Source organism: Pseudomonas sp. DC1.2 (assembly GCF_034351645.1).
Classification (GTDB): Bacteria; Pseudomonadota; Gammaproteobacteria; order Pseudomonadales; family Pseudomonadaceae; genus Aquipseudomonas.
The window spans coordinates 4,640,054-4,655,124 of record NZ_CP133782.1 but is presented as its reverse complement, the minus strand read 5'-3'; the positions used below and the strand labels follow the sequence as shown (position 1 = coordinate 4,655,124).

The window sequence follows — 15,071 nt, the reverse complement described above, 5'->3', positions numbered from 1 at the left end:
TTTTCGAATCCGTGACTATGGTCTAACGGGTTGTCCAGCATCGCATTTGCGTAGACCATGTGCGCCTTGGTTTTTGCCTGTGCCAGAGTTCTTTTCATGACTGCTAACACCGATACGAGCCCCGCGCCGTTCACCCGCTCGGATTACAAGACCTTGGGCCTCGCGGCCCTTGGCGGGGCGCTGGAAATTTACGATTTCATCATCTTCGTGTTTTTCGCCCTCACCCTTAGCCAGCTGTTTTTCCCCCCGGACATGCCCGAGTGGTTGCGTTTGCTGCAAAGCTTCGGGATTTTCGTCACCGGCTATCTGGCACGCCCACTGGGCGGGATTCTGATGGCGCATTTTGCCGACAGGCTAGGGCGCAAGAAGGTCTTCAGCCTGAGCATTCTGATGATGGCGCTGCCGTGCCTGCTGATCGGCATCATGCCGACTTACGCCCAGATAGGATATTTCGCACCGCTGTTACTGCTGGCCCTGCGCATTCTCCAGGGGGCGGCGGTGGGCGGTGAAGTCCCCAGCGCCTGGGTGTTTGTTGCCGAGCACGCGCCGGCCGGGCGGCGCGGTTATGCGCTCGGTTTCCTGCAAGCGGGGCTGACGTTTGGTTACCTGATTGGCGCCTTGACCGCGACCTTTCTGGCGCAGGCGTTTACCCCGGCCGACATCCTTGATTACGCTTGGCGTTACCCGTTCCTGCTGGGCGGCGTATTGGGTGTGATGGGTGTCTGGCTGCGGCGCCTGCTCAGTGAAACCCCCGTCTTCATGGCCATGCAGGCCCAGCGTGAGGCCGCCGTTGAATTGCCTCTGCGCACGGTACTGCGTGAACATCGGCTGGCGATGTTGCCGGCCATGCTCCTGACCTGCGTCTTGACGTCGGCGGTGGTGGTGTTCGTGGTGATCACCCCGACCATGATGCAGAAAACCTTCGGCATGACCGCCAGTCACACGTTCGCCCTCAGTGCCTTGGGCATTGTGTTCCTGAACATTGGCTGCGTGCTCGCCGGGTTGCTGGTCGACCGTATCGGCGCGTGGCGCACGGTCATGCTTTACAGCCTGCTGCTGCCACTGGGTGTCGGCACGCTCTACACCTGCCTGATTATTGGCGGCCAATGGACCGGCCTGGCCTACGCGATTGCCGGCTTGTGTTGCGGCGTGGTCGGCGCGGTGCCGTCGGTGATGGTCAGCTTGTTCCCCGCGCGGATTCGTGTCTCTGGCATCTCGTTCACCTACAACATTGCCTACGCCGCATGGGCCAGTATCACACCGTTGCTATTGATCGGCCTGATGCCGTGGAGCCCTTGGATCTGTGTGATTTTCTGCGCGGTGATGGGCGCGGTGGGCATCAGCAGCGCGGCCTATTTTGGCGCGCGCATGCCGACGGTCGAAAGCCGCCATGCGGCTCCCTGTTTGTAGTTATACGGTGCGAGCGTTGCGGTTCAGGTCAACCAATGCCACCACAGCAGCGTACCCACCAACCCCACTACCGAGACAATGGTTTGCAGAATCGACCAGACCCAGATCGTCTGTTTGAGTTGCAAGCCGAAGTACTCGCGCACCATCCAGAACCCGGCATCGTTGACGTGGCAGAAAAACACCGAGCCGGCGCCAATCGCCAGTGCCGCCAGCGAGCTTTGAGTCGCCGCTAGCCCTGCCATCATTGGCGCAAGGATCCCTGCGGTGGTGGTGGTCGCGACCGTCGCCGACCCCGTTGCCTGACGTAACGCAACGGCGATCAGCCAGGCGAGCAGCAGATACGGCATGTGTGCGCCTTCGGCGACTTTGCTGATGGTTTGGCTGACGCCGGCATCGAGCAGCGTCTGTTTCAGGCCGCCACCGGCACCGATCGTCAGCAGCAACACGGCAATTGGCGCGAGGCTTTTACGCAGCGTGCCGCCGACGGCTTCACGCGACATGCCGTTGGCCCAGCCGAGGCACATGACCGCCGCCATTACGGCAATGCCCAGCGCCACCAGTGGCTCTCCGAGAAACCTCAGGGTCAAGGCGACACTGTTTTGCGGGCTCATCGCGACTTTCGCCAAGGTGCTGCCAAGCATCAACAACACCGGCAGCAGAATAATCAGCAATGACACGCCGAAGCTTGGCTGACGCGGGGCCTTGGGCGGGGCGCTGAAGAGCGCGCCGAGTTCCGCCGGCTCGTCGACGTGCATGCGTTTGGACAGCCAGTTGCCGTAGATCGGGCCCGCGAGAATCACTGCCGGGATCGCAATACTGAACCCCAGCAACATAGTCAGACCGAGGTCGGCGTGCAAGGCACTGACCGCAATCAGCGGCCCTGGGTGCGGTGGCATCAAGGCGTGCAACGTGGTCATCCCGGCCAAAGCTGGAATGGCGATCTTCAGCAACGGCTGACCCGAGCGACGGGCCATGACGAAGATGATCGGCACCATCATCACCAGCCCTACTTCGAAAAACAGCGGCAGACCAATCACCATCGCCACCACTGCCATAACCCACGGCAATGACCTGCCTTTGCCCAGACCGAGCAAGGTCGAAGCGATGCGGTCGGCGGCCCCGGACTCGGCCATCAAGGCGCCGAGCATCGAACCCAAGGCAATGATGATCCCGGCTTCACCCAGAATGGTTCCGGCTCCTTTGCTGAAGGCTTTGGCGACCTCTTCGGGCGGCAGACCGGCGCCGACGCCGGCGATGAACGTGCCGATCAGAATCGAGAGAAAGGGCGGGAGTTTGGTGGCGCTGATCAACACGATGATCGTGGCGATCGCCAGCAGGCAGCACACAATTAAGCGGGTGTCGTGAACCATCCAGGCAGCGGTCGATAAATCCAAAAGGGGGCTCCTTAGCGGGCAGGTGTCGCTGCAATATATTGTTGCAAATTGCCCCGAGAATACCTGATCTGGTTGTGCCAGAGCGGTAGGTTTTGTAACGAGTCCAGCTGTGTTGGTAAGCGTCCTGTGACACGTCGTCACTTTTTTGCTGGACTCGCCTGAAACACGCTTCAGAAAATATCCCGAAGGCCGATGGCTAGCTATAGATCGTCAGATCGCTCTCTAACCTTGCCCATCGGTGCTTTCCATGTTCAACAAACGCTTGAAGCAGGAGCTGTCAGCTCTTCGCGAAGAACTCTCCAGCCTTCAGCAAGTCAAGGAAAGCCTGGAAAGCGAGATGCTGTTTCTGACGCTAGACCCCGATGGGCGAATTCAATCAGTCAATCAGAATTTCCTCGGCGAGATGTTTTACAAAAGCAACGACCTGATTGGCCGTGCGATCGATGACATCGTTCCGGCGCACGTGAAGTCGGACGAATTCCATAAGCGGTTCAAAGCCGCACTGAGCCGTGGCGAGCATTTTGCCGGTGCCGTGCGCTTGCTGCGTGGTAATGGCGCTGAGGCCTGGCTGCGTTCAATTGTGCAGCCGGTGCGATCTTCGGACGGTCGGATCCGACACTTCTCGATTTGCGCCAGCGACCTGACTCGCACCATTGAGGCCTCCCGCGAACACGAGAACCTGATCGGCGCACTGGTGCGTTCGACGGCGGTGATCGAGTTCGACCTCAATGGCAACGTGCTGAGTGCCAACGAACGGTTTCTCAACGCGATGGGTTACAACCTGGGACAAATCCAGGGCAAGCATCACCGCACGTTTTGTGAGGCGCATGAATACAACAGCGCGGAGTATCAGAACTTCTGGCGCCGTCTAAACAACGGTGAGTTTGTGGCAGGCCGTTTCAAACGTATCGACAGCCATGGCCGTGTGGTCTGGCTGGAGGCGTCTTACAACCCCGTGTTGGATGCCAACAACACACTCTACAAAGTGGTGAAATTCGCCACAGTGATCACCGACCAGGTTAACCAGGAGCAGGCCGTTGCGGACGCGGCCAACATTGCCTACAGCACCTCGCTGCAAACCGATAACAGCGCTCAGCGCGGTACGGCCGTGGTGACTCAGGCGGTGGACGTAATGCGTGACCTTGCCAAGCATATGCAAACTGCCGGCGAAGGCATCGAGGCGCTGAACGAGCAGTCACTGGTGATCGGTACCATCGTCAAGACCATCAGCGGCATTGCTGAACAAACCAATCTATTGGCCCTCAACGCCGCTATTGAAGCCGCCCGGGCCGGTGAGCAGGGCCGAGGTTTTGCCGTGGTGGCCGACGAAGTCCGGCAACTGGCATCGCGTACCAGCCAGGCCACCGATGAAATTGTCGTAGTGGTGCGCCAGAATCAGGACATGGCGCGCAACGCCGTGGCCCTGATGACTGACGGGAAACTCCAGGCTGAGCAGGGACTGTCGCTGGCGGCAGAGGCCGGCACGGTGATCGTCGAGATCCGCGACGGTGCGCAGAAAGTGGTGAGCGCGGTAGGGCAGTTTGCTAACCAGTTGGCGACATAAGGCGCGTCAACTGAATCCCGCTACAATCGGCATTTTGTGCTGGAGCAGACCCCCATGACCGTTTCTCATCGCCGTCCGGTTCCTTTGTCCAAGGCCTATCGCTTGCTCAATCACGGACCGACTGTGTTGGTCAGCGCGGCCCACGATGGCCAACGCAATATCATGGCGGCGGCCTGGGCCATGCCCCTCGATTTTGATCCCCCGAAAATTGCCGTGGTGCTGGATAAGTCCACCTGGACCCGGCAACTCCTGGAAGCCTGCGGCACGTTTGTGCTGAACGTGCCCTGCGCCGCGCAAGCCGATATTGTGCAGACCGTTGGCTCGACGTCAGGGCTGGCGTTGACGCAGGAGCAACATCAGGACAAGTTCCAGGCTTATGGTTTACAGACCTTCAGCGGCGAGTTGATTGACGCGCCGCTGCTGGAAGGGTGTGTCGCCTGGCTGGAGTGCCGGCTGTTGCCGGAGCCTCATAGTCAGCAGCAATACGACCTGTTTGTGGGCGAAGTCATTGCCGCTCATGCCGATGAACGAGTATTCGGCGACGGTCGCTGGCATTTCGATGGGCAGGATGCGCTGCGCACTTTGCACCATGTTGCCGGCGGGCATTTCCTGACGATCGGTGAACCGGTGGACGGCAAGGTTCTGGGCGAATAGGGCCTGCCGGCAACTGCGCTGTTTCGGATGCCTGCCGGTTAAGGCAGGTCATCGGGACGGCGATCATTGTGTCAGGGCTCAGGCCTGACAGGGGGGCGATTGCCACAACGGACTCAAATCCACAGGTCGTTTTGCGCCGTGCGCTCGCCCCCTTGACCACCGGTGTTTACGACGCCTTTGGGTTCGATCAGCAGCAGCTTTACCTCCTGCTCTGCGAACGGTTTGTGCTCGACGCCTTGGGCTACCACATACATTTCCCCCGCGCAGATCAGGACGTAACCGTCGCGAAAGTCGATGCGCAGTTGTCCTTCAAGGACGATGAAAGTCTCATCGGTCTCCTGGTGATCGTGCCAGATGAAATCCCCCAGCATTTTCACCACCTTGAATTGATAGTCGTTCATTTCGGCGATGACCCGAGGCGACCAGTGTTGCTCAATCAGATTGGTTTTCTGTACCAGGTTCAGGCTTTTGTAGCTGTTCATCAGGGCGCTCCGCGGGTGGATGTCGGACCCAAGATAGCGAGCGCTTCTGCGTAACTCTTGAACGATTGTGCGGTTCAGCGGCGGTGCATATTCATCCATCGCGCTGGCGAGAGGCCGTAGGCTTTGCGAAATTGGCGGGTCATATGGCTCTGATCGGTGAAGCCGGCGATCAACGCAGCGCTGACCAGCGGCTGCCCCTGGACCAGCAGCGAGCGGACCAGGTCGAGGCGACGCAGGGTCAGGTATCGATAAGGACTGGTGCCGAACAGCAGACGGAAATCGCGTGACAGGCTCCAGCGATCCCGCCCGCTGTGTCGCGCCAGTTCCTCAAGGGTGACGGTGCGGTCCAGAGCGCTGTGGATAAACTCCCGTGCGCGCTCGGCAGCGACATAGTCGAAGCGCTGACGTTTGGCGACCACACCGGACACGGTACTTAAGGCGTGTGCCAGGTCGAACAACGCGTCCTGTTGTTCCAAGGGTTCAAGAGGGGCGTCCAGACTTCGCAGCAGTACATCGGTGGCGGCCAACAAACGTGGATCCGTGGACAGACCCGTCTTGATGAACGGCAGTGGCTGGCCGCCGAGCATCTGCTGTATCAGCGCCGGTTCTACGTACAGCATGCGGTATTTGAAACCGTCCTCAGTGCCCGCCTCGCCATCATGGAGTTCGTCCGGGTGCAGCACCAACGTGCCACCTGGCAGGCTGTGGCGCCAGCCGCCGCGGTACTGAAAACGCTGGACCCCGGCCAGGGTGCGGCCGATGGCGTAAGTATCGTGGCGGTGAAGGTCGTAGCCATGACCGGCGAAAAACGCCTCGAAACGCTGGAACCCACCCACGTCAGGCGCCCGGTAAAACCAGTCGATGCGAGGCGAGAGCTTGTGCATGGTTGATGCTCGATTGCCTTGGGGGCGATGTTCGACACAGTAAGTCAGAGTGGTTGATATGTCCTCAGAAGCTTGCAGATACATGTTTTACAGTTATTAATTATTGTTTTACGATAATTAAATGCTTAGGATTTTGCTTCCGCCCATTCCTGTAAGGCTACGCCATGACTTCCAATCGTCTTGCCCAACTCAGCCAGCGTATGGCGGTGGTCACTCTGTTGCTGATCGCCGTGATGCTCCTGCTCAACGCTTTGCTCTGGCTCGTTCCTTCCCTGGTTGAGAAAAATGGGTGGGGGTTGGGTTTTGCTCTGACCGAGCGCCAGCTCGGGGATATGGCCGACCAGGCAGCGCTGTTTCCTTGGTGGCAAGCGCTGGGCGGTATCGTGTTATCAAGCGTGCCCCTATTGGCGATGGCGTTCGGGTTGGTGTACTTGCGTCGCTTGTTTCAGACCTATGCTCGCGGGGAGTATTTTTCCCGTGAGGCCGCACTTCACCTCGGGAAGGTAGGGCGTGGCGTGGCTATCTGGGTGCTGCTCGATTTTCTGTGCGAGCCTTTGCTCAGCGTTTGGGTGACCATCAATGCGCCGGTCGGTGAGCGGTTGGTTTCGTTAAGTATTACGGCACCGACGTTTGTTGCGTTGTTCCTGGCTGCCTGTATTTCGATCATCGCGCGTATCCTGTGGCAGGCCAGTGAAGTGGACTCTGAAAACCGCACCTTCGTTTGAGACTCTTATGTCAATTGTCATTCAGTTGGACGTGATGCTTGCGTTGCGTAAGGTCAAATCCAAAGACCTTGCGGCCGCTATCGGGATTACCGAAGCCAACCTTTCTCTGCTGAAGCAAGGCAAGGTCAAGGGGTTGCGTTTGGCAACCCTGGACGCGATTTGCAAGCACTTGAATTGTCAGCCGGGCGACCTGTTGATCCATGTGCCCGAGGTCGAGTAATAGTAAGCACCGCGTCAAGACCGACCACCAAGGAGGTTTCCAGGATGGAACAAGCACACGTGACGTATGCCGCACACCTTGGTGTCGTTGGCCGTGTTGTAGACGGTCGCGGTGGTAACGCCGGGGCCCAACTTCTTCAACACTGCACAGTTGGCCGCCAGTTGCTACCTGCTGTTCGGCGCGCACCTGCTGGCCAATCGCTGAGGAGGTGTCGTCCTGACGTCCGGAATTGAAGCGTGGAAGTAGGTTAGGGCGTAGTTGTGTTGTTGCCTAATGGCGTGAGATCCCGAATCATGCACAAAGTTGTATACAAAAAAAATCAATAGGGGCAACAACATGAAAGTCAGCGCACGTAACGTCTTCAAGGGCACCATCAGCAAACTTCAGCCAGGCGCCGTCAACGCCGAGGTATCGCTGAAACTGCCGGGAGGCAATGAACTGGTGGCTGTCGTGACCATGGAAAGCGTCAAGAGCCTTGGCCTGGCGGTTGGCAAGGAGGCGGTCGCGTTGGTGAAGGCGCCTTGGGTAATGCTGATGACCGAGTCCAGCGACATTCGTCTTTCGGCGCGTAACTGCCTGGAAGGCAAGGTCACCAGCGTGACTGATGGTGCGGTGAACGCTGAAGTGGTCATCACGCTTGAAGGCGGCAGTGACGTCTATTCGATTGTTACCCGTGAGGCTGTCGCCGAACTGGGACTGGCGCCGGGCGTTAGCGCTACAGCAGTGATCAAGGCGTCACACATCATTCTGGGCGTGCCTGCGTGATGTCGCGTGTGGCGAGACCACTCGCCACAGGTTTCCCCTTTTAGCCAGGCATCGCACTGTTCACTGCTTAAGCGATGTCGATCACCACTTTGCCCACCGCTGATCCCGACTGCACCGCGTCGTGAGCGGCATGGGCGTCGGCCAGTGAATAACGGTGCGCGTCGAGCAGTGGTTTGAACGTCCCTTGCTCAACCATCTGCGCGGCCTGTTTAAGAATGTCACCGTGGTGCGCCCGGCCAATGCCACTGAGCATTGGCAGTAGCACAAAGACGCCGGACAGGGTGGCACATCGAAGTGAACCCACCGCCAGGCTGTGCTGAGCGAAGGCGGCACAACTGGCGATATGGCCGTAATGTGCAATCGCCTCGAACGAGGCATCAAGGCTGGCGCCACCGACGGTGTCATAGATCACATCGAACCCTTGGCCTGCGGTGTGGGCCTCGACGTAGTCGGCAACCCGACTGGCGTTGTAGTCGATGGCCGTGGCGCCGTAGCTTTCGACGATGTTTTTCTTGCCTGCCGAGACCGTGGTGAAGACCTCGGCGCCCATGGCTTTGGCGATTTGAACCGCCGCGTGGCCCACTCCTCCGGCACCGCCATGCACGAGTACGCGTTGACCGGCTTTGACGCCGACGCGATCGACCAAACCTTCCCATGCCGTCAGAAACACCAGCGGCATCGCAGCCGCTTCCCGCAGGCTGATATTGCTCGGTTTATGAGCTAGCAGGTCCGCATCGACGGCGGCGTATTCAGCCAGTGATCCCTGAAGGCCCCGCACACCACCCGTCAGGCCGAACACTTCGTCGCCGAGCGCAAACCGGGTCACGCCAGGGCCCAGAGCTTCCACCACACCGGCCAGATCGGTCCCGATAATCGCCGGCAGATCGGGCATCGCATAGGGCGCATTACCGGTGCGGATCTTGTAGTCGATCGGGTTCACACCACTGGCTACTACGCGCACCAGCACTTGACCGGGGCCCGCCTCGGGACGGGGCATCCGGGTGTCGGTGAAGTAACCGGTGGCATAGTCGTTCAGTATCAATGCGCGCATCGTGCTGGACATGGGCAAACCTCAAGCAGGAACGGGAGCGCTTGTCGCCTCCGTAAATGGGCGGAATTATTCGCGGCCCGTGGTCGACTGTAAATCAGGCACCCTTCAGTCACCAAGGCCTCTCGCTGTAACCCTGAATGGCTCTACGCCCGATCCGTTGATCATCCAGGAAGGCTGCGCGCCCGGCGCCTCCATTCGCCGAGTATAAAAAGGCCTGCCTCGCGGTAAGCCCGTTCTGATTAACGCGCAGGACTCAATTTCCCAGCGCGGCGCCCTCGCGCCGTGGATCGGCGCCACCCGCCAACGATGCCTTTCCCTGCGCATCCTTGATCCGAACAATCGCCTGCGTGCCGCTGGTCATGTCGATTTCGTTCACCGCGTGCCCCTTGTCCTTCAGCGCTTGTATCAGTGCCGGGCTGAACTGGCCTTGTTCCAGTTCGGTCGGACCGTTACGGCTGCCGAAGTTGGGCAGGTTGATGGCGGTTTGCGGGTCGAGATTCCAGTCGAGTAAGCCGATGGTGGTTTTGGCGACGTATTCGATGATCTGCGAGCCGCCGGGGGAACCGACGGTGGCGACGAATTCGCCACTCTGACGGTCAAAGATCAGTGTCGGCGCCATGGACGAGCGCGGGCGCTTGCCGGGTTCAACGCGGTTAGCGACCTTTTGCCCGTTCTCTTCGGGGATGAACGAGAAGTCAGTCATTTGATTGTTGAGCAAAAAACCCTGGACCATCAGGTGCGAGCCGAACGCGGCTTCGACGGTGGTCGTCATCGATACCGCGCCGCCACGGTCATCGACCGCCACCACTTGCGAGGTGGAGATGCGCAGCGGCGAACGGTCCGGTGCGTAGGCGACCTGAATTCCCGCTGGGGTCCCAGGTTTGGCCACGCCCATGCTGGTGTCGCTGATCAGTGCGGCGCGGCTGGCCAGGTAGGCGCGGTCCACCAGACCGTTGACCGGCACCTGGACGAAATCGGTGTCGGCGACATACTGCGCGCGGTCGGCGTAGGCCAAACGCTCGGCTTCGCAAATCAGGTGTACGGCTTCAGGCGCCGGTTCGATGCCTGCCGGTTTGGTTGTCTTGAGCGGTTTTAGCGGTGCCAGGGCGAAGCGTGGGTCTTGGGTTTCCAGGGCTTGTAACGTGCCGAGGATTTGCGCCACGGCAATCCCGCCGGATGACGGTGGCGGCATGCCGCAGACTTGCCAGCGTTTGTAGTCGGTACACAGCGGCGTACGTTCCTTGGCCCGGTAACCTTGAAGGTCGTTCAACGACAGGCTGCCAGGGTTTTTGTGGCCTCGGACTTTGGCGACGATTTCAGCGGCGATGGGGCCTTTGTATAGCGCATCCGGGCCTTCGGTGGCGATGCGTTGCAGCACGGCCGCCAGTGCCGGGTTTTTCAGCAGGGTGCCGACCGCTTTCGGACTGCCATCGGCATTGAGAAAGTACGCGGCCATGTCAGGCGAGCGCTGGATGTAAGTGTCCGAGGCGATCAATTGATGCAGGCGTGGCGAGATGGCGAAGCCGTGTTCCGCGAGTTTGATCGCGGGCTCGAACAGTGTCGCCCATGGCAGCCGGCCGTTTGCTTGATGGGCCAGTTCGAGCGCGCGCAAGACGCCCGGCGTCCCGACGGATCGTCCACCGATCTGCGCCTGGGGGAAGGGCATCGGTGTGCCGTCAGCGTTCAGAAACAGTTTTTCAGTGGCCCCGGCCGGCGCCGTTTCCCGGCCGTCGTAGGTGCGCACGGCTTTGCCATCCCACAACACGATCAACGCACCGCCGCCGATACCGGAGGACTGTGGCTCGACCAGTGTCAGCACCGCTTGCATGGCAATCGCGGCATCGATTGCGGAACCGCCCTGGCGCAGCATTGCTCGTCCGGCCTCGGCGGCCAGTGGGTTGGCTGCCGCTGCCATGTGTGTCGCGGCGTGCTGGGTACGCAGATCAGTGCGGTAACCCGAGGCGATTTCCGGGGCGAGTGGCAGCTTCGATACCGGCGGCGAAGCAGGCGCCGCGTTGCAAGCGCAGAGTGTTAGGGCGGTCGCAATCAGCGACAGGGCTGACAGGTGACGGCGGCTCAAGGGCAAGGCTGTAAACACGCGGTGTACTCCGTCCGTGGGATAAAGGATCTGTGGACTTTATCGGCCGACAGATAGGGACGCAACGCGCATGCGGTTAAATGGGATGACAGTAAGAAGGGTTTGACCCTTCATGCGAAGACGAATCTTCTGTAGGGTCTAGGGCAACATACCGCTCAGAAAATCAACAAGAGGCTGCTATGCAGACCGAGTTTCCTACCCAGCTCAGTTACCGTGAGCAACGTGAACAATTCCTGGCCGCGGCCACCGCTGCCGGTGCCACGTTGACCGAGTACACGCATCCGCTGAGTGGTCCATGTGGGGAGCCTCTGAGCACCGACGTCGCGGTGCTTGGTGACCCCAGCGCCAAGCGGCTGTTGATTGCGCTCAGCGGTACTCATGGGGTCGAAGGCTTCTACGGTTCGAGCTGCCAGATTTCTTGGCTGAATGCGTTGGCCCAGCGCCCACTGCCCGCGGGTGTCGCGGTGGTCATGATCCACCTGATCAACCCGTGGGGGACTGCGTGGTTACGTCGGGTCAATGAAGACAACATCGACTTGAACCGCAATCACTTGAACTTCGAACGCCCATTGCCGGACAACCAGGCCTACTCAGCGTTGCATGACCTCTATGCCTGCACCCAGTTGCACGGCCCCGAACGTGATCGCGCCGACGCATTGCTTGACCGACAGATTAGCGAGCACGGCTGGCCGGCGGTGATGTCGATTGTTGAAGGCGGGCAGCATGGTCATCCCGATGGCTTGTTCTATGGAGGGCTGGCGCCGGCCTGGTCGAATCGCACCCTGCACGAGATCATTCAAAAGCACGTGTCGCATGCAGATGTCGCCCTGTGCTTTGACTTGCACACCGGTGCAGGTGAATACGGTCATCCCATGCTGCTGACGATCACCGAAGCGGCTTATCCGGCGTTGCCTGATGCGCAGCTCATTTATGGTCCGTGGCTGTACACCCTGCACACCGGCGCCAACACCACCAGTGAAACCGGCGTGGCGGCCACAGCAACCGGCTACACCTCGCAGGCGCTGCTCAATGCGTTGCCGCAGGTCAGGTTGATGCCGTTTGTCATCGAGTGCGGCACGTACCCTGGCGCCGTGGTCCATCGTCATCTGCGCGATGACCACTGGTTGCACCTTCACGGTGATCCGTTTGATGCCGTAGGGCGCGAAATCAAACTCAATCTGCTGGAACAGTTCTACCCCGCAGACCCCGACTGGCGGGCCATGGTCGAGTTGCGTACCCGGCAAATCTGGGAGCGAGCGTTGTCAGCGTTGGCGAGCTGAGCGTGCGTCGTGAGTGCTCCGTCACAGGGGCACTTTTCTTGAGGCATAAAAAAACGGCCTACCTCGCGGTAAGCCGTTTTTAGTACTTGGTGGCTACACAGGGACTTGAACCCCGGACCCCAGCATTATGAATGCTATGCTCTAACCAACTGAGCTATGTAGCCAAGTGGCGCGCATTATTCACCTGTAACCCAAATGCGTCAAGCGTAAATCTAAAATATTTCTCCACGCTTTCAACCGGTTATCGTCCAGACCTGCAAATACGGGGGAGGGCGCTCCTTAACTGAGCTGAAATCTCCCGGTATTGGCACTCAGTGCCTTACTGCCCTGGCTCAAAGTATCCGCTGCCAGGTTCACCGCTCGCGCACCTTCGAGCAAACGTACTGCGGCCTGATCGACTTGCTGGATGTTGCTGCTGACTTCGTCGGCCGTGCTCGCTTGTTCTTCGACGGCGGTGGCGATCTGCGCCAAGGTATCGGTGACGCTCTGCACCGCGCTGGCGATTTCCCCTAGTCGTTCACCCAGGCCGGTCACTGCTTCAGCATCGGACTGCGCCTGGCCGCAGGCGGCCTGCATCAGGCTCACGGCCTCGTTCACGGTATTGCGCAGGCTATCGACCGTGCCGGCGATTTGCGCGGTGGAGGACTGGGTGCGTTGTGACAGGCTGCGCACTTCATCCGCGACCACGGCAAAGCCGCGACCTTGTTCGCCCGCGCGCGCGGCCTCGATTGCGGCGTTGAGTGCCAGCAGGTTGGTTTGTTCGGCGACGCCACGAATGGTGTCAACCACCAACTGAATCTGCTGTCCTTGCTCACTGACCCGGCCCAGCGCGGCGGCCGTGTCGTTGAGGCGCTGATTGAGTTGTTGAATGCTCGCCGTGGTGCGTTGGCTGTCACGGCTGCTATCGGCTGCAATGCGTTGAGTGTGCTGAGCGCTGCCCGAGGCCTGTTCGCAGCTCTGCGCCACCCCTTGGGAGGTGGCGGCCAGTTGCGTGGCTGCTGTGGCGATCTGGCTGATTTGGATTTGCTGAGCCTCGACTTCGCCGAGGGCGCCGCTGGAGTGATCGTTAAGCGTGCGCACTGCGTTGCTCAGTTGCAAGGTCTCGTGATCGACCCCCAGCAAGCTGTTGCGCAGTTGCACCACGGCGACGTTAAGGGCGGTGCTGATGGCCGCCAGTTCGTCGCGGCCCTGCACTGGTACTTGCAAACTCAGATTGCCATCACGCAGTGCTTCAGCCAGCACAGTGATGCCGCTGGCGCTGCGGCGAATCGAGGCCTGCAAGCAGACGAACAAGTACAAGGCAGCCAGCAGCAGGCAACCAAAGATCGTGGCCACGACTATTAACTGACGGATCGCGGAGCCGTGGTAGTAATCGAGCCGCTGATCCAGCGATACCAAAGACTGCTGGCGCAGCGCTGCAAGGTCGGTGAGCAAAGCGTCGAGGCTACGTTCAAAGTCTTGCGGCTTGAGATTGATACTGCCGCCGAATACGCCGTCATCGAGGACTTTCAGGCCCGCGTCGAGGTTCTTGAGGCTGTCGTGGTATTGCCCGGCCCACGTTTGCAAGGCACTGGGCAAGCGTGCTTCGAGCAGGCTCGCTGTTTTGGCAAGTTGCTCGCGCGCATCGCCGATACGCCCGCGCAAATCGCGCAATTGCAGGCGGCTTTGCAAGGTGAATTGTCCTGACACCACCGACGCCTGTCCCACCGCGGCAAGACGGCCGACCCGTTCGATCAGGTCCGGTGCGTGTTGGGTTGAGATCTGGGTCAACAGGTAGGTTTCCAGCCATGGCGCCAGGGTCAGTCGATTGTCCATGGCGATCTGCTCGCGCAAGGCTTGCAGCGCGGTCAACGCGTTGGTAAAGCGGTCGTAGCCGTCTGGCCACCAACCGACGCTGCTCAGGCTTTTCGAGTCGAGGCCGGCGAGGGCCGTTTGCAGTGCCTGGTAACGGGTCAGGGTTTCACCCTCGGCGCCTTCGGTTTTCAGTGCTGCGCCCAGGTCTGAGGTGGCTTGGGCGACCGCGGGCTGAACACTGTCGAACGCCGCCATGGCAGCGAGGGTCGCCGGTGTCGGTTGGCGATTGGTTTCGGTGGCGCGCCAGCGCGCGGCACGGTCACGCTGAGCGGCGAGCAGATTATCGAGCGCATCTAAGGCCAGTAACTGTCGAACGCCGGCACGCTCGCCGGAAATCAGGTTGAGTTTGTCGCGATAGTCTTGACCTATCATCCACAGGCTGCCCGCCAGCGGCAGAATAAACAGCAGAAACAGCAGCTGAAATTTGCGGGCGAAGCCAAAACGCCCCAGCAATCCGATCCCCGGTGATAAAAATGCCTGCATGCCTCATGACTCCCGTGGACACCACGCACCAATGGCGTGCGTCGGGGTCGTTGTGACCGCGACGTGTGCCCTTTTAAAAGGCCTCGAAAGTTCACCTTTGTAAGCTCTGTAGGCCGACTTTGTGGTGAAACTTCCCATTCTCGGCCTGCTTTGTAAGAAGGCCGCGTTGAAGGAGATTTACAAGGCAAGATTCAGACCATGGCGTTA

General features: G+C 59.9%; 13 protein-coding genes, 1 tRNA gene and 2 pseudogenes. 9 read left to right on the top strand and 7 right to left on the bottom strand.

From position 1 onward, the window contains the following. Positions 1 to 96: 96 nt before the first annotated feature. A complete protein-coding gene (locus tag RHM68_RS21050) occupies positions 97 to 1,410 on the top strand; it encodes an MFS transporter (RefSeq protein ID WP_322218764.1) in 1,314 nt (437 codons plus the stop codon). Between the two features lie 23 nt (positions 1,411 to 1,433). Here the strand turns inward: RHM68_RS21050 and RHM68_RS21045 are convergent, their stop codons facing one another. Next, positions 1,434 to 2,804, bottom strand: coding sequence for a gluconate:H+ symporter (locus tag RHM68_RS21045; RefSeq protein ID WP_322218761.1), 1,371 nt, complete (start codon positions 2,802 to 2,804; stop codon positions 1,434 to 1,436). 247 nt (positions 2,805 to 3,051) lie between these two features. Here RHM68_RS21045 and RHM68_RS26835 point away from each other — a divergent pair. From RHM68_RS26835 to RHM68_RS21035, 3 genes and pseudogenes are all read left to right on the top strand, one after another. Further along, positions 3,052 to 3,828: pseudogene (locus RHM68_RS26835) on the top strand (PAS domain-containing protein); the annotation flags it as partial. A 108-nt stretch (positions 3,829 to 3,936) separates the two neighbouring features. Continuing rightward, positions 3,937 to 4,368: a methyl-accepting chemotaxis protein gene (locus RHM68_RS26830; RefSeq protein WP_416195253.1), complete on the top strand. Its 432-nt coding sequence runs from the start codon at positions 3,937 to 3,939 to the stop codon at positions 4,366 to 4,368. Between the two features lie 54 nt (positions 4,369 to 4,422). After that, positions 4,423 to 5,022, top strand: a complete 600-nt coding sequence (locus RHM68_RS21035; RefSeq protein WP_322218755.1) for a flavin reductase family protein — start codon at positions 4,423 to 4,425, stop codon at positions 5,020 to 5,022. A gap of 113 nt (positions 5,023 to 5,135) precedes the next feature. Here the strand turns inward: RHM68_RS21035 and RHM68_RS21030 are convergent, their stop codons facing one another. Next, entirely contained in the window at positions 5,136 to 5,504 is a 369-nt protein-coding gene (locus tag RHM68_RS21030) for a cupin domain-containing protein (protein ID WP_322218752.1), read from the bottom strand. Positions 5,505 to 5,578: 74 nt separating this feature from the next. Next, positions 5,579 to 6,388 (bottom strand): AraC family transcriptional regulator, encoded by an 810-nt coding sequence (locus tag RHM68_RS21025; RefSeq protein WP_322218750.1) that lies wholly within the window; start codon positions 6,386 to 6,388, stop codon positions 5,579 to 5,581. A 164-nt stretch (positions 6,389 to 6,552) separates the two neighbouring features. Here RHM68_RS21025 and RHM68_RS21020 point away from each other — a divergent pair, with 164 nt between their 5' ends. The 4 genes and pseudogenes from RHM68_RS21020 to RHM68_RS21005 all read left to right on the top strand — a co-directional run bounded on the left by RHM68_RS21020 (position 6,553) and on the right by RHM68_RS21005 (position 8,098). Continuing rightward, positions 6,553 to 7,113, top strand: coding sequence for a DUF2975 domain-containing protein (locus RHM68_RS21020; protein WP_322218747.1), 561 nt, complete (start codon positions 6,553 to 6,555; stop codon positions 7,111 to 7,113). 7 nt (positions 7,114 to 7,120) lie between these two features. Next, entirely contained in the window at positions 7,121 to 7,333 is a 213-nt protein-coding gene (locus tag RHM68_RS21015) for a helix-turn-helix domain-containing protein (protein WP_214378693.1), read from the top strand. 44 nt (positions 7,334 to 7,377) lie between these two features. Continuing rightward, positions 7,378 to 7,498, top strand: a pseudogene (locus RHM68_RS21010) (lysine transporter LysE); the annotation flags it as partial. A gap of 171 nt (positions 7,499 to 7,669) precedes the next feature. Then, positions 7,670 to 8,098, top strand: a complete 429-nt coding sequence (locus tag RHM68_RS21005; protein ID WP_322218742.1) for a TOBE domain-containing protein — start codon at positions 7,670 to 7,672, stop codon at positions 8,096 to 8,098. A gap of 67 nt (positions 8,099 to 8,165) precedes the next feature. Here RHM68_RS21005 and RHM68_RS21000 read toward each other — a convergent pair whose 3' ends face one another. Next, positions 8,166 to 9,161, bottom strand: coding sequence for a zinc-dependent alcohol dehydrogenase family protein (locus RHM68_RS21000; RefSeq protein ID WP_322218738.1), 996 nt, complete (start codon positions 9,159 to 9,161; stop codon positions 8,166 to 8,168). A gap of 241 nt (positions 9,162 to 9,402) precedes the next feature. Next, complete coding sequence (ggt, locus tag RHM68_RS20995; RefSeq protein WP_322218735.1) at positions 9,403 to 11,247, bottom strand: gamma-glutamyltransferase; 1,845 nt, start codon at positions 11,245 to 11,247, stop codon at positions 9,403 to 9,405. Between the two features lie 179 nt (positions 11,248 to 11,426). Between ggt and RHM68_RS20990 the strand changes: the two genes are divergently transcribed. Next, complete coding sequence (locus tag RHM68_RS20990; protein ID WP_322218733.1) at positions 11,427 to 12,527, top strand: DUF2817 domain-containing protein; 1,101 nt, start codon at positions 11,427 to 11,429, stop codon at positions 12,525 to 12,527. An 87-nt stretch (positions 12,528 to 12,614) separates the two neighbouring features. Here RHM68_RS20990 and RHM68_RS20985 read toward each other — a convergent pair. Then, positions 12,615 to 12,691, bottom strand: a tRNA-Met gene (locus RHM68_RS20985). Between the two features lie 115 nt (positions 12,692 to 12,806). Next, positions 12,807 to 14,342: a methyl-accepting chemotaxis protein gene (locus RHM68_RS20980; protein ID WP_416195252.1), complete on the bottom strand. Its 1,536-nt coding sequence runs from the start codon at positions 14,340 to 14,342 to the stop codon at positions 12,807 to 12,809. Positions 14,343 to 15,071: the final 729 nt, after the last annotated feature.

Bases quoted from the DNA above. Each gene is read 5' to 3' on its own strand.
- RHM68_RS26830 (WP_416195253.1), top strand. From the start codon at position 3,937: ATGCGTGACCTTGCCAAGCATATGCAAACTGCCGGCGAAGGCATCGAG.
- RHM68_RS21050 (WP_322218764.1), top strand. From the start codon at position 97: ATGACTGCTAACACCGATACGAGCCCCGCGCCGTTCACCCGCTCGGAT.
- RHM68_RS21025 (WP_322218750.1), bottom strand. From the start codon at position 6,388: ATGCACAAGCTCTCGCCTCGCATCGACTGGTTTTACCGGGCGCCTGAC.
- RHM68_RS20980 (WP_416195252.1), bottom strand. From the start codon at position 14,342: ATGGACAATCGACTGACCCTGGCGCCATGGCTGGAAACCTACCTGTTG.
- RHM68_RS20990 (WP_322218733.1), top strand. From the start codon at position 11,427: ATGCAGACCGAGTTTCCTACCCAGCTCAGTTACCGTGAGCAACGTGAA.
- RHM68_RS21035 (WP_322218755.1), top strand. From the start codon at position 4,423: ATGACCGTTTCTCATCGCCGTCCGGTTCCTTTGTCCAAGGCCTATCGC.
- RHM68_RS21000 (WP_322218738.1), bottom strand. From the start codon at position 9,161: ATGTCCAGCACGATGCGCGCATTGATACTGAACGACTATGCCACCGGT.
- RHM68_RS21005 (WP_322218742.1), top strand. From the start codon at position 7,670: ATGAAAGTCAGCGCACGTAACGTCTTCAAGGGCACCATCAGCAAACTT.
- RHM68_RS21015 (WP_214378693.1), top strand. From the start codon at position 7,121: ATGTCAATTGTCATTCAGTTGGACGTGATGCTTGCGTTGCGTAAGGTC.
- RHM68_RS21020 (WP_322218747.1), top strand. From the start codon at position 6,553: ATGACTTCCAATCGTCTTGCCCAACTCAGCCAGCGTATGGCGGTGGTC.
- RHM68_RS21030 (WP_322218752.1), bottom strand. From the start codon at position 5,504: ATGAACAGCTACAAAAGCCTGAACCTGGTACAGAAAACCAATCTGATT.